At 68.2% G+C, this 12,895-nt stretch carries 6 protein-coding genes; 2 read left to right on the forward strand and 4 right to left on the reverse strand.

All coding sequences use genetic code 11. The annotated features are described in order from the left end of the window. Window positions 1-151: 151 nt before the first annotated feature. Complete coding sequence (locus HZS55_RS16600; protein WP_179908686.1) at window positions 152-3,601, forward strand: endo-1,4-beta-xylanase; 3,450 nt, start codon at window positions 152-154, stop codon at window positions 3,599-3,601. A 77-nt stretch (window positions 3,602-3,678) separates the two neighbouring features. After that, a complete protein-coding gene (locus tag HZS55_RS16605) occupies window positions 3,679-5,751 on the forward strand; it encodes an alpha-glucuronidase family glycosyl hydrolase (RefSeq protein ID WP_179908687.1) in 2,073 nt (690 codons plus the stop codon). Window positions 5,752-5,978: 227 nt separating this feature from the next. Here HZS55_RS16605 and HZS55_RS16610 read toward each other — a convergent pair whose 3' ends face one another. From HZS55_RS16610 to HZS55_RS16625, 4 genes are all read right to left on the reverse strand, one after another. Continuing rightward, the gene (locus HZS55_RS16610; protein ID WP_179908688.1) at window positions 5,979-7,202 is read right to left on the reverse strand and encodes a glycoside hydrolase family 11 protein; all 1,224 of its coding nucleotides are present in this window, start codon (window positions 7,200-7,202) and stop codon (window positions 5,979-5,981) included. A gap of 781 nt (window positions 7,203-7,983) precedes the next feature. Continuing rightward, complete coding sequence (locus tag HZS55_RS16615) at window positions 7,984-9,438, reverse strand: family 4 glycosyl hydrolase (protein ID WP_179908689.1); 1,455 nt, start codon at window positions 9,436-9,438, stop codon at window positions 7,984-7,986. A gap of 111 nt (window positions 9,439-9,549) precedes the next feature. Continuing rightward, on the reverse strand, window positions 9,550-12,015 hold the full coding sequence (locus HZS55_RS16620; RefSeq protein WP_179908690.1) for a glycoside hydrolase family 95 protein: 2,466 nt from the start codon (window positions 12,013-12,015) through the stop codon (window positions 9,550-9,552). Between the two features lie 3 nt (window positions 12,016-12,018). After that, window positions 12,019-12,816 carry a TIM barrel protein gene (locus HZS55_RS16625; protein ID WP_179908691.1) on the reverse strand — a complete coding sequence of 266 codons (798 nt, stop codon included), beginning with the start codon at window positions 12,814-12,816 and terminating at the stop codon, window positions 12,019-12,021. Window positions 12,817-12,895: the final 79 nt, after the last annotated feature.

Genomic DNA, 12,895 nt, shown 5'->3' on the forward strand with positions numbered 1-12,895 from the left:
GGCGTATTCGCAAAAGCGGCGGTCGTCGCTTCTCAACGGGCGATCGAATCATCGATCCGTGGCCGACATTTCGAATTGACACCCATATGATGTCGGAAAAACACAAAAATATTTGTATGTGGTGACGAACGTCCCACGTGCTGTTGTACACATGGATAGCAACGAGAACCGCGAGAGCGGGAGCGACCGGCGGACCTTCCTGCAGTCGCTGGCGGCGGCCAGCGCGGCGGGGGTCCTCGGCACGGGTGCGGCATCGGGTGGACAGACAGCGGCCGACGCGTATCACCAGGGGTTGCAGTCCCGGCTGATGGACGAGGAGGGGCTGCCCGAGGGGACGTTCGTCTACAGCGACACCGAGGCGACCACGCTGGAGGCGTTCAGCCTCCAGGGCGGCGACCAGGGGACCGAGACGCAGTTCGACGTGAACGCCGACGTGCCGATCACGGTCGGCGACCGCGTCGCGATCGAGGAGGACGCGAGCGACGGCTACTCCTACACCTACAAGTCCAACATCACCGACCGCGACTTCTCGGAGGGGGACGTGCTGCTCGCGGTCGCGTACATGCGCGGCGCGAACGCGGCCGCCGCCGAGGAGTCCGTCGAGGTCCAGGCGGGGTTCAAGTACCAGTTCACCGACCCCGACGGCGCGACGGGCTACTCCGAGTCGTTCATCCAGGGGACCGAGCGGGTCACCCTCGGCAGCGAGTGGCAGCGCTACTACTTCCCGATCGAAGTGGGCGCCAAGCCCGACGGGACGGACTACCTCCCGTACGTGGAGTTCTGGACGGGCTTCGGCCAGCAAACCGTCGAGTTCGGCGGCGTCGCCCTGCTCGACTACGGCACGCAGGTCGGCGTCGGCGAGCTGCCGACGACCGCCTTCGACTACGACTACCCCGGTCGCGCCGAGGACGCCGAGTGGCGCTCGGCGGCTCGGGACCGGATCGACGAGTTGCGGAAGACGGACTTCGAGGTCACCGTCCTCGACGGCAACGGCGACCCGGTCCCCGACGCCGACGTGTCCGTCGAGATGCGGGCCCACGAGTACGACTGGGGGTCGGCCATCGCGGTCAACCAGTGGCCCGACGGCTCCGAGACCTACCGCGAACGGTTCCTCGACAACTTCAACAAGGCCGTCCCGGAGAACGGGCTGAAAGTGCCGGCCTGGGAGGGAAGCTACGGCGACTCACTGGACAAGGACAACACTCGCGCGGCCATCGACTGGCTGCTCGAACGCGACATCCCCACTCGCGGGCACGCGCTGGTCTGGTCGACCTACGACTGGATGGGCATCGACGACTCGCTGTCGGCGACGGAGATAAACGAGGAGGTCAAACGGCTGATCCGAGACCGAGCCGAGGAGTTCGAGGGCGAACTCCCCGAGTGGGACATGCACAACCACCCCCTGTTCTACCCCGAGATATGGCAGGACATCGGCCGGGAGTACATCCTCGAGTGGTGGGAGGCGGCCGACGAGGCCGACCCCTCCTCGCAGATGTATATCAACGAGTTGAACATCATCGCCGGCGACCAGCTCACGAACGACTACTACGACCACATCGAGTGGCTCACCGACAACGACGCCGGCGTCGAGGGGATCGGCTTCATGTCCCACTTCGGTCTGGGGAGTCTCACGCCGCCGACCGAACTGCTCGATCGGTTCGACCGGTTCGGCGAGTTCGGCGTCCCGCTCCAGCTCACGGAGTTCGACATCCAGATCAACGACCGCTCGAACGAGAACGAGGTGGCCGCCCAGCGCGACTACCTCCGCGACGTGCTGACGGCGGCGTTCAGCCACGAGGCCGTCGAGGGCGTCATCTCGTGGGGCTTCTGGGAAGACGAACACTGGCGGCCGACCGGCGCCTACTACGACAGCGACTGGACGATCCGGCCCCACGGCGAGGAGTACCGCCGGCTGCTGTTCGAGGAGTGGTGGACCGAGGAGTCCGGCGCGGCCGACGCCGACGGCGTCTACGCCGGTCGCGGCTTCGAGGGCACCTACGAGGTCGTCGCCAGCGAGGGCCAGCGCATCGGCGCCAAGACCGTCGAGTTCACCGACGACGGCGCGTCCGTCGAGGTCCGGATCGAGCAGGCGTCGATCGGCGATGTCGACCTTGAGGTCGACGGGCACACGCTCGTCGGCGACGACACCGTCGACCTCGGCCTGTCGCTCACCTCCGAGAGCGGGTACGACCTGCCGATCCCCGAAGGGGCACTGTCGTTCGAGAGCGCCGACAAGGACGTGCTCATGATCGACGAGGACGGTGTCGTCTCGGTCGCCGGCGAGGGGACCGCGACGGTGACGGTGACGGTCACGGCCTACGGCGACACCGCGGCGGCGAGCGCGCGCTTCGCCGCACGCGAGAGCGCGGATCTGGGCGACCCGGCGCTGTCCGACGACGCGAGCGACCTGTCGGTCGCCGACTCGAACGACAACGTCTTCGCGGCGGGCTACACCTCGCGCCAGGGCGACGACAGCTTCTTCCAGAAGTCCGAGGGCGGGCAGGCGGGGTCGGTCACCTACCGCCTCGCCGACGGCGTGGCCGCGTTCGAGGTCGACGCCTACGTGAACAACAACGCCACCGACTCCGACCTGGCGTTCGCCGTCTCCAGCGACGGCGAGACGTTCGAGCCCGTCGAGGTGGAGCCGACCGTCGTCGAGCCGCCGAACGACTCGAACGGTTACTACGCCTTCTGGACCTACTCGCAGGTCGGAGGGCTGCCCGACGACGCGGAGTACCTCCGGGTCACCGTCCCGCAGGGCCCCGAGGGCTACGCGATGGTCGTCGGCGCGGTCGACGTCTGGTCGGAGGCCGTCTCGCTGGACGTCGCCGACCCGACCGGGCCGGGGGTCGTGATCGACGACCTCCAGGCCGGCGCGACCTACGAGGCGCCTCGCGCCGCGGACGTGCGTATCGCCGACGACGAGTCGAGCGTCGCCTCGCGGTCGGTCACGCTCAACGGCGACCCCTTCGAGGGCGGCGAGATCGTCTCGCGCGGGCGGAACACCCTCGACGTGTCGGCGACCAACGCCGACGGCGTGACGACGGCGACCGACTTCAGCTTCGAGGTCACCCGGAGCGACGAGGACCTGATCGCGCGCCTCCAGCCCAGTGCGACACAGGGTACCGTCGGCGAGCGGCTGACCTTCCAGGTGATCGACACCAGCGGCTCGGGCGCCCACATCGACGACCTGCAGTGGTCGTTCGACGACGGGACGACCGCGTCGGGCTACTGGAACGCTCACCGCTACGAGGAGCCGGGCGTCTACACGGTCGAGTTGACCGCCACGAACAGCGAGGGCGAGACCACGACCGACCGGCTCACCGTCTACGTCTCCGAGCTGGAGGGCGTCCTCGCCGAGGCGAAACCGAGCGCGACCGAGGCGGCGGTCGACGAGCGACTCACGTTCGCCGTCGAGGACACCTCCGGCGAGAACCGCTGGATCACCGACCTGGCGTGGGCCTTCGGCGACGGCGAGAGCGCCGAGGGCTGGTGGGCCGAACACCGCTACGGCTCGACGGGCACCTACACCGTCGAGCTGACCGCGACGGACAACCTCGGCTACTCGACCACCGACGAGGTCGAGATCACCGTCTCCTGACCGGCGGCGTCGCCGTTCTCCGTTCTTTCGAGACCGGTCGTCAGCGTTTTAGTGACCGCCCCGGATCGGAGTAGCGTATGCAACCGGATTACGACGACTGCTGGCTCCGGTACGACGAGGTCCCCGAGGGGGATCTTCGAGCGTCGTATCGGCGACTCTGCACCCACGCGTACGTCGCCGAGGAGTCCCGCGAACTCGGCGCCGTCCGCGAGGAACTGCGACGGGGCCTCGGCGGGATGCTCGGCCGCGACCCGCACCTCTGGCAACACCCGCCCCGCACCGTCGACGGCTTCCTCGCCGTCGGGACGCCCGGGGACATGGACGTGGTGGCCCAAGCCGTCGACGAGGCCGAGATCGCCGACCTCGACAAGGGCGGCTACGTGATCACGACCGGCGAGTGGGAGGGGATCGACACGCTCGTCGTCACCGCCTCCTCCGACCGCGGGCTCGTGTACGGTACGTTCCATCTGCTGCGGCTCATGGCCACCCGAGAGTCGATCGAGGACGTTCACGTCGAGGAAGAACCCGCCTCCCCGGACCGGCTGATCAACCACTGGGACAACCCCTTCCGCGGGTCGATGGAGCGGGGGTACGCCGGCCAGTCCATCTTCGACTTCGAGACCCTGCCCGACCTGCGCGAGCGCTACCGCGACTACGCGCGCCTGCTCGCCTCCGTCGGGATCAACGGCGTCGTCCTCAACAACGTCAACACGCAGATCCCCGGCCGCGAGGAGGGCAACGAGGCGATGGAACAGCTGGAGGGGTGGCGCCTGCTCGAAACCCGGTACCTGGAGAAGCTCACCGGCCTCGCCTCGCTGTTCCGACGGTACGGCATCGAGACGTACCTCTCGATCAACTTCGGCGCGCCGGAGAAGGTCGGCGACCTGGACACCTCCGACCCCAACGACCCCGAGGTCGAGCAGTGGTGGGCCGAGAAGGCCGAGGAAGTGTACGACCTGATCCCCGACTTCGGCGGTTTCCTCGTCAAGGCCGACTCGGAGGGCCAACCCGGGCCGTACAACTACGACGCCGACCACGTCGACGGGGCGAACGTCCTCGCGCGGGCGCTCGAACCCCACGGCGGTCGCGTCTGGTGGCGCGCGTTCGTCTACGGCAGTCACAAGGACCGCGCCGTCCAGCAGTACGACACCTTCGAACCGCTGGACGGCGACTTCCACGACAACGTCACCGTCCAGGTCAAGAACGGCCCGATCGACTTCCAGCCCCGCGAGCCCATCTCGCCGGTCTTCGGCCAGATGCCCGAGACCGATCTGGGCCTCGAACTCCAGATCACCGGCGAGTACACCGGCCAGCACGTCCACGCCTGCTACCACGTCCCGATGTGGAAGGAGGTCCTGGAGTTCGACACCGACCCCGAGGGCCACGGGAAGAAAGTGAAGGATCTCTTCACCGACGAGGGGACCGGCATGGCGGGCGTCGGCGGTCCCGGCGAGGACCGCAGTTGGACCGGTCACTACCTCGCGCAGGCGAACCTCTACGGGTACGGCCGGTTGGCGTGGGATCCCGATCTGGAGACCGCCGACATCACCGACGAGTGGGTCAAAGGGACGTTCGGAACCGACCCCGACGTGGTCGAGACGGTCACGGAGATCATGCACGGCACGTGGCCGGCGGTCATCGACTACTCGACCGGGGGTATCGGCCTGATGCACATGATGTACAACGGCAGCGCCTACCTCGAAAATCACTACGACCCCGGTCCGGAGGAGTGGCCCGGCTACACCGGCATCACCGAGGAGGGCATCGGGAAGGACCGCAACTCGAAGGGCAACGGCTACGCCCAGCAGTACCCCGAGGCTCTCGCGGAGCTGTACGACGACCCCGAGTCCTGCCCGGAGGAGCTGCTCCTCTTCTTCCATCACCTGCCCTGGGACCACGAACTCGACGACGGGCGCACGGTCGTCCAGACGCTGTACGACAACCTCTACGCCGGCGTCGAGGAGACCCAGCGCCTGCGCGACGAGTGGCGCACGCTCGAAGGCGAGATCGACGACGAGCGCTGGCGTCACGTCGCCGAGCGCTTCGACGAGCAGGTCGAACACGCGGGCGTCTGGCGCGACCGACTGAGCGAGTACTTCTACGACCACGCCGGGATCCCCGACGAGCAGGGTCGCGTCGACGGCGACTGAGCGGTCGCTCGCGGGGCCGATGTCCGAAGGCACAGACGCGGTTCGACCCGGGAGGGTCGGCCGATGCGACTGGGTGTGACCGATTAGGACACGTCGACGGTGACGGTGTCAGTCGCGGTCGTCCCCTCGTTGTCGGTCGCGTCGAAGGCGAAAGGAGTGTCCGCGAGACTCGGGCGGTCGGCGGTCGGTCCGACTGTCGAGCGGTGCGGTTCGCTCCGAGCGAGTCTTCAGACCGATTCGAACGTCCAGAGCTGATGGTCCCCGCCGCTCCAGTCGCTCTGCTGGACGTTACCGCCGTCGGAGGTCGTCGCGTTCTCCGCTTCGACGGCCATGTCGCTGTGGACCGGCTGGACGTGGTACTGACCGCCACCCTGGTCGTGGATGTGGAACCGCTGGTTGTCGTTGCCGTAGTCCGTGTACTGCTGGACGTTGGCACCGGCCGACGTGGAGGAGTTCGCCACGTCGAGGACTTTTCCGCTGTTGGCGTTCTCGATCTTGTAGCCGTTACCGGTGTCGGTGACGTTCCACTGCTGGTTCGAGCCGCCCCAGTAGCTGTACTGCTGGACGTTGGCGCCGTCCTCGGTGGACTCGCCCGTGACGTCCATCGCCTTGCCGCTGTTGACGTTCTGGATGCTGTAGGTGCCGCTCTGGAGCGAACCGGTGGAGCCGCTACCGCCGCCGGAACCGCCGCCACCGCCGCCACCGCCGCCACCGCCGCCACCGCCGCCGCCACTGCCGTCGGCGCCGACCCAAACCTCCGAGGAGCCGCTGCTCTGGTAGCCCTCGGTGGCCAGGATCATGTAGTCGTGGTTGCCCATGGGCAGCCCGTTGTTCTCCCAGGCGTCGAAGTGGTTGCCCGTGGTGATCGTCCCCTCCGTCCGGGAGTTCTGCCGGATGCTCCAGTACTGCGTGAACGTCGCGTTCCCTTCGATCGAGGGCTTGTTCACCCGCTCGGACGTGTATATCTCGTAGGTCGACCCGTCGGTGGTGTGGGTCCCCTCGTAGGAGTCGCCCGGCTTGTAGCTGCCGTAGTCCTCGATGATGTAGTACTCGACGAGCGGGTCGGTCGTCCACCCGTACAGGCACAGGTAGGAGTTGCCCGACGGGCTGTAGTTGGCCGTGTAGTCGACGTTCCTGCGACCGCCGGTCTCCCAGCCCTTGCCGCAGACGAAGTTCCCCGTGTCCGACCAGTCGACGCTGTAGTTCCCGTCCGACCCGAGGTTCATCGTGACCGAGCCCTCGTCGTTCGTCCAGAACGAGTAGAAGTACCCGCCGTCGTTGCCGGTCTGATTCGAGGTGATGTCGGCCGCGGCCGGGCTCGCCGTCGCGCCGATCCCGATCCCGGTCGCCGCGGCGGCGCCCGCCGCTTTCATGAAGGCGCGCCGGTCGAAGTTCCCCGATCCGTCGGATGTCGATTCGCCACTGCCGTCGTCGCCAGTATCGCGTACCATGTTACCACTGCCGCATCGAATGCGACACCCGGGAAGTAAATAAACATTAGCAATTATAATCAACATTAAAACAATACACAATAGAACAACATATAGTTTAGAAGTAACTATGGCCGCCACGGACTCGACGACCGCGTGAGTCGTCCGGATGCCGGGGGCGCAACGGGGAAGCGTCACTGAACCGGCCGACTGTAGTAGAATTTGAAAGACATCGCTCGGATGGCCGCACGTAATCGTGCGGTCGACCGTGCAAACGCTTTCAAATTCTACTATAGGTGACCATCGAGGTCAGTGCTCTTCTCGCCGAGTCAGTTGGTGGGTGTTTCGCTACCTCGTGTCACGGTGTCGCCCTCGCAACTCCGACGTGTAGTGTGGTAGGGTTAAGTCTTATTTCAACCACATGTGTATACGAGTAGTCAATATAGTACTGTACCAACGGACGATCTGTCGGTGTCGGTGGCAGCCGTGGTTCGAGTCAAGTGGAGAACGATGTACAGCGAAAGAGAACAATCCTTGCAAATAAAGAACGAAGTACAGTGACGGGAGAACGACGTATGGTGAAAGGAGAACGACGTGCGGCGAGATGAGATGGAGAGTTCGTAACGGGTAGAGAACGACGCGTGTGGAATGAAGAACGGTGCTAGTTAATGAACGATCGATACACTCCGAACGGGGAACGACGTACGGCGAGCGGACAGCTCGGAGAGACGTAGCGGCGCGCGGGCCGAACCCGGCGGAGAGACGAGGCGGTCCGGCGGCGGAAGAACGAGCGACGCGCGGGTCAGGCGTCGAACGTGTCGGCCTTCGCGAGCACGTCCGATTCCTCGACGTTCCAGTCCTCGAGGTACTCGGTCTCGGCGGCGAACAGTTCGCCGAACAGGTCGCGGGACTCGTCGGGCGTGAGCGTCTGGACCTGGTCGTCGATCGAGAAGCCCTGGAACGCCAGGTCCACGTCGCCGGTTCGAGCGGCCTCGATGATCGTCTCGATGGTGTCGACGTGGCCCTGGACCATGCTGCGGACGGGCCGCGGGAAGCCGCCGGCGTTGACCGGCTTGACCTGGTTGTCACGGACCACCGCGTTGGTCTCGACGACCGGCCCCTGCTCGATATCGGAGATCTGGCCGGAGTTAGGCAGGTTGACGTTGGTGACGTAGGGGCCCTCGCCGGTCAGGCCTTCGAGGATGTCGAGGAACTCCTCGCCGGAGGATTCGAGTTCGAACTCGCGCTCGCCCTCCATCCAGCCCTCGACGTTGGTGGTCTGCTTGGACTCGGCGGGGGTCCAGTGTTTCGCGCGGTAGTCGGCGTCGGTGCGGCGGACGCCCCAGTGGTTGAGCGAGTCCTGGCCGTCGGCGATGAACGAAGTCGCGTACTCGATGAGGTGGCGGTCACCGGCCGCGGGCAGGACGCCGAACCGCCGGAACAGCTCCCAGGTGACCTGCCAGTTGTCGCTGAAGACGCTGTCGTCCTTCAGGTCGTCGTAGGTGAAGCGCTTGCTCCCGCGTTCGCCGTCCTTCAGGTCGTGCAGCAGCGGCCACAGGTCGACGCCCTTGCAGCGGGCCTCGTCGACCCACGTGAAGTGGTTGATCCCCTTGACGTTCACCTCGACGTCGGCGCGCTCGGCGTCCATGCCCAGTTCCTCCTCGGCGAGCATCGCGAGGTGCCAGCGCGTCCCCAGCACCTCGTGACAGAGGCCCAGCGCGTTGATGTCGGGGTACTCGTCGTACAGCGCACGGGTGACGAAGTGGACGGGGTTGGTGTAGTTGAACACCCAGGCGTCGGGGCAGTTCTCGCGGATCGCGGCGGCGAACCGGCGGAACACGGGGATCGTCCGCATCGCCCGGAAGATACCCCCCGGGCCGATGGTGGCCGCGACCGCCCCGTAGATGCCGTACTCCTTCGGGATGCGCAGGTCGTGGACGAACGTGTCGCGGGGGTCGTACTGGGTCGAGAGGATGACCGCGTCGGCGCCCGCCAGCGCGTCGTCGAGGTCCTCGACGGCCTCGTAGGACCACTCGGCGGTGGCGTCCTCGTCGTCCTGGACCCAGTTGCCGAACTCGGCGTTGGTCTCGGCGGCGTCCTGGTTGGTGTCGTAGAGGCGCACGTGGCCGTCGAACTCCGAGAGCGCCAGGTCCTGGATGAGGTTCGGGGCCCACTGGCGGCTGCCGCCGCCGATGTAGGCGATCTCGAGGTTATCCGAGTCTATCGGCTGCTCCGCGTGTGTCGCGTCGGGTGCCATCGACTGACGGTTCTCACGCCGACGGTTAAGGACTGGGGTCGCGGAGAGCGAAGCCGACTCGCGAGCGAGCGCACGCGACCCGACCGACCCGGGACCGTGACGCGGAGGGCGCTACTCCCCGCCGACCGCGATGTCGTACGACTCGCCCGCCGAGGCGCGGAACTCGACGGTCCCGTCCGCTCGCGAGGGACCGTCCCCGTCCGCCCGCGTGAGTTCGACCGATTCGCCGTCGTCGGTCTCGACTGCCTCGATACCGGCGGCGGACGAGACCCGGCAGGTTCCGTCCTGCCCCGCACGGACCGTCGCCGCGTCGAGGCTCCCGTCGCTCCACGCGAGGTCGACCTCGAACCCACCGCGAGCCCGTAGCCCCGAGACGGACCCCTCTTCCCACGCCGCCGGCAGCGCCGGGAGCAGCCGAATCGTCCCGCCGTGGCTCCCGACGAGCGCCTCGGCGATCCCCGCGGTCCCGCCGAAGTTGCCGTCGATCTGGAAGGGCGGGTGCGAGTCGAGCAGCGAGTCGTAGGTCGAATCGGCGAGGAGTTTGTGGACGTGTTCGCCCACGCCGTCGCCGTCCCCGAGGCGCGCGAACAGCGCGATCGTCCACGCGCAGGACCAGCCCGTGTGCCCACCGCCGTGGTCGAGGCGCCGCTCCAGCGACGCTCGAACCGCCTCGTCGGCCGTCTCACCGTCGAGCGCGAGACCGGCGCCACCGGGGTCGTCCCCGGTTTCGGTGTCGTGCAGCGCGTCCGCCGGGTAGTAGCCGACGAGGTGTGAGACGTGGCGATGCCCCGGGTTCACTTCCTCGTAGTCACGGAGCCACTCGCGGAGCGCACCGCCCTCGTCGACGCCCATCGGCGGGAGCCGCTCCAGCGCGTCGGCCAGTTCGGCCGCGAACTCGGCGTCCCGCTCCAGGGTCTCGGCGGCCTCGATGCAGTGGCCGAACAGATCGCGAGTGAGCTGGATGTCCATCGCCGGCATCACACAGGTGGTCGCCTCCTGGCCGTCGTCGGTGCGGTACTGGTTCTCCGGCGACGCCGAGGGCGCGGTGACGAGCCACCCCTCATCGGGATGTTCGACGAGGTAGTCCAGCAGGAACTCGGCCGCCTCGCGGAGGGTCGGGTAGATCCGTTCGAGGTCGCTCCGCTCGCCGGAGAAGGCGTACCGTTCCCAGAGGTTCTGACAGAGCCAGGCGGCGCCCATCGGCCAGTGGCCCCAGTGGGCGTCGGCGGTCTGGGCGGTCGTGTGCCAGCGGTCGCTGTGGAGATGGGTGCAAAAGCCCTCGCAGCCGTACCGCTCGCGGGCCGTCTCGCGACCGGGCTCCCGGGCGTCGTCGACGAACTCGACGAGCGGGTCGGCGCACTCCCGGAGGTTCGCCACCTCCGCGTGCCAGTAGTTCATCTCCAGGTTCACGTCCTGGGTGTAGTCGGAGTCCCACGGAGGGTGGAACTCCTCGTTCCAGACCCCCTGGAGGTTGGCGGGCAGGGTACCGGGTCGCGACGAGCCCAGCAGGAGGTACCGACCGTACTGGAAGTACAGTTGCGTGAGGTGCGGGTCCCGCTCGCCCTCGCGCACGCGGTCGAGCCGTTCGTCGGTCGGCGCGTCGACGGCCTCGCCCAGGTCGAGGTCGACCCGGTCCATGTGTTCGCGGTGGTCGTCGACGTGGCGCTCGCGGAGGGCGGCGTAGTCGTCCTCGGCGACTCCGGCCAGGGCCTCGCGGCACTCCTCGCGGGGGTCGCCGTCCGGCGGCGCGACTCCGGCCGCGACGACCACCGTCACCGCGTCGGCGCCGGCGACGACGATTCCGTCTTCGTCCGGCTCGGACTCCGGATCGCCGTCGCCGACCCACGGCGCGTCCTCGTCGCCGGCCGCCGCGACCGTCCCGCCCTCGGCGCGGACCCGCGCTCGGCCCTCGAATCTGGACCCCCAGCCGCCGGGTTCGACGGTCTCGTCGTCGCCCGGGAGGTCGATCACCTGCCCGCGGAGGACGACGGTGTCCTCGACGACGGTCGTCCGCGCCGAGCGGTCGCGGTCCAGTCGGACCCGCGCGTCGAGGGCTCCGGGCTCGTCGGCCTCGATCCGAACCGCGAGCACGCCGTCCGGCGCGCTCGCGAAGCACTCGCGCTCGAAGCGCGTTCCGTCGATAGTGTACTCCGCCCGGGCGATCCCGCCGCGGAGGTCGAGGCTCCGCCGGTACTCGGCGGGGTGGTCGTGGCCGGGACAGTCGATCAGGAGGTCCCCGAGCGGCTGATACGGCGGAACTCCGGTGAGGTCGCCGACGAAGAACTCGTTGCACAGGCGCTGGGCGCGCTCGACTTCGCCGTCCCACAGGCACTCGCGCACGGCATCGAGGTCGTCGGGACCCCCCGAAGCCGTCCGGTCGGCGTGGTCGCCGGCCCACAGGCGGTCGTCGTTGAGCGCCACGCGCTCGCGGGCGGGCCGACCGTGGACCATCCCGCCGAGGCGGCCGTTGCCGACCGGGAGGGCCTCGACCCACTCGCCCGCGGGCGCGTCGTACCACAGCCGGTCGTCGCGGGTCGGTCCGTCGCGGGCCGGCCGGACGGAGGTCTCGCCCGACATCCGTCAGTCCAGCTCCAGCGTGCCGCGGATCCCTTCGGCCATACTGGTCCCCTCGCTGGTCGCGAAGAACTCCAGGCCGACGTAGCCGTCGTAGCCCGCCCCGTCGAGCGCGTCGAAGACGTTGGCGTAGGCCATCTCGCCGCTCCCGGGTTCGAGCCGACCGGGGTTGTCGGCGACGTGGACGTGGCCGACCTGGTCGACGTTCCCGGTCAGGTTCCGGATCACGTCGCCCTCGGTGATCTGCTGGTGGTAGGCGTCGAACAGTACGTTCACGCGGTCGCTCCCGACCGACCGAGTGATGTCGAACGCCTCGCGGGAGGAGGCGAGGAAGTAGCCGGGGTGGTCGACGACGGTGTTGAGCGGCTCGATGACGACGGTGACGCCCGCGTCCTCGGCGGTGGGCGCCACGTCCGCGAGGACGCGTTCGAGCGCCCGGCGCTGGGTGTCGCGTGCGAATCCGCCCTGATCGGGGCCGACGGTGACGATCAGGCAGTCGGCGCCGACCTCGGCGGCGGCGTCGAGCGACCGTTCGATATCGCCGACGACCGTCTCACGGTCGTAGGGGTTGACCGCCGCGGGGGCGTCGCGGTCGTCGATGTTCGACCCGGCGCCCGCGGCGAGGATCCCGGCGATCTCGACGCCGTGCTCGTCGGCGGCGGCGCGGACGGCGTCGCGGTCGGCGCTCTCCCAGTCGAAGAACTCGACGGCGTCGACGCCCAGGCCGGCGGCCCGTTCGATCCCGTCGGCGACCGTCTCGCCGTCGTCGGCGACGATCCCGGCGTTGGCGGCGAACTCGACCATCAGGCGGTCACCGCCTGTCGGGAGGCGACCACGGGCGCGGCGGGAGCGGTGGCTGTGGCGCGGTATCGGGCGGTCGACC

The organism is Halosimplex rubrum, assembly GCF_013415885.1.
Classification (GTDB): domain Archaea; phylum Halobacteriota; class Halobacteria; order Halobacteriales; family Haloarculaceae; genus Halosimplex; species Halosimplex rubrum.

Coding starts and splice junctions, on each gene's coding strand:
- HZS55_RS16600 (WP_179908686.1), top strand. CDS start 152: ATGGATAGCAACGAGAACCGCGAGAGCGGGAGCGACCGGCGGACCTTC.
- HZS55_RS16605 (WP_179908687.1), top strand. CDS start 3,679: ATGCAACCGGATTACGACGACTGCTGGCTCCGGTACGACGAGGTCCCC.
- HZS55_RS16610 (WP_179908688.1), bottom strand. CDS start 7,202: ATGGTACGCGATACTGGCGACGACGGCAGTGGCGAATCGACATCCGAC.
- HZS55_RS16615 (WP_179908689.1), bottom strand. CDS start 9,438: ATGGCACCCGACGCGACACACGCGGAGCAGCCGATAGACTCGGATAAC.
- HZS55_RS16620 (WP_179908690.1), bottom strand. CDS start 12,015: ATGTCGGGCGAGACCTCCGTCCGGCCGGCCCGCGACGGACCGACCCGC.
- HZS55_RS16625 (WP_179908691.1), bottom strand. CDS start 12,816: ATGGTCGAGTTCGCCGCCAACGCCGGGATCGTCGCCGACGACGGCGAG.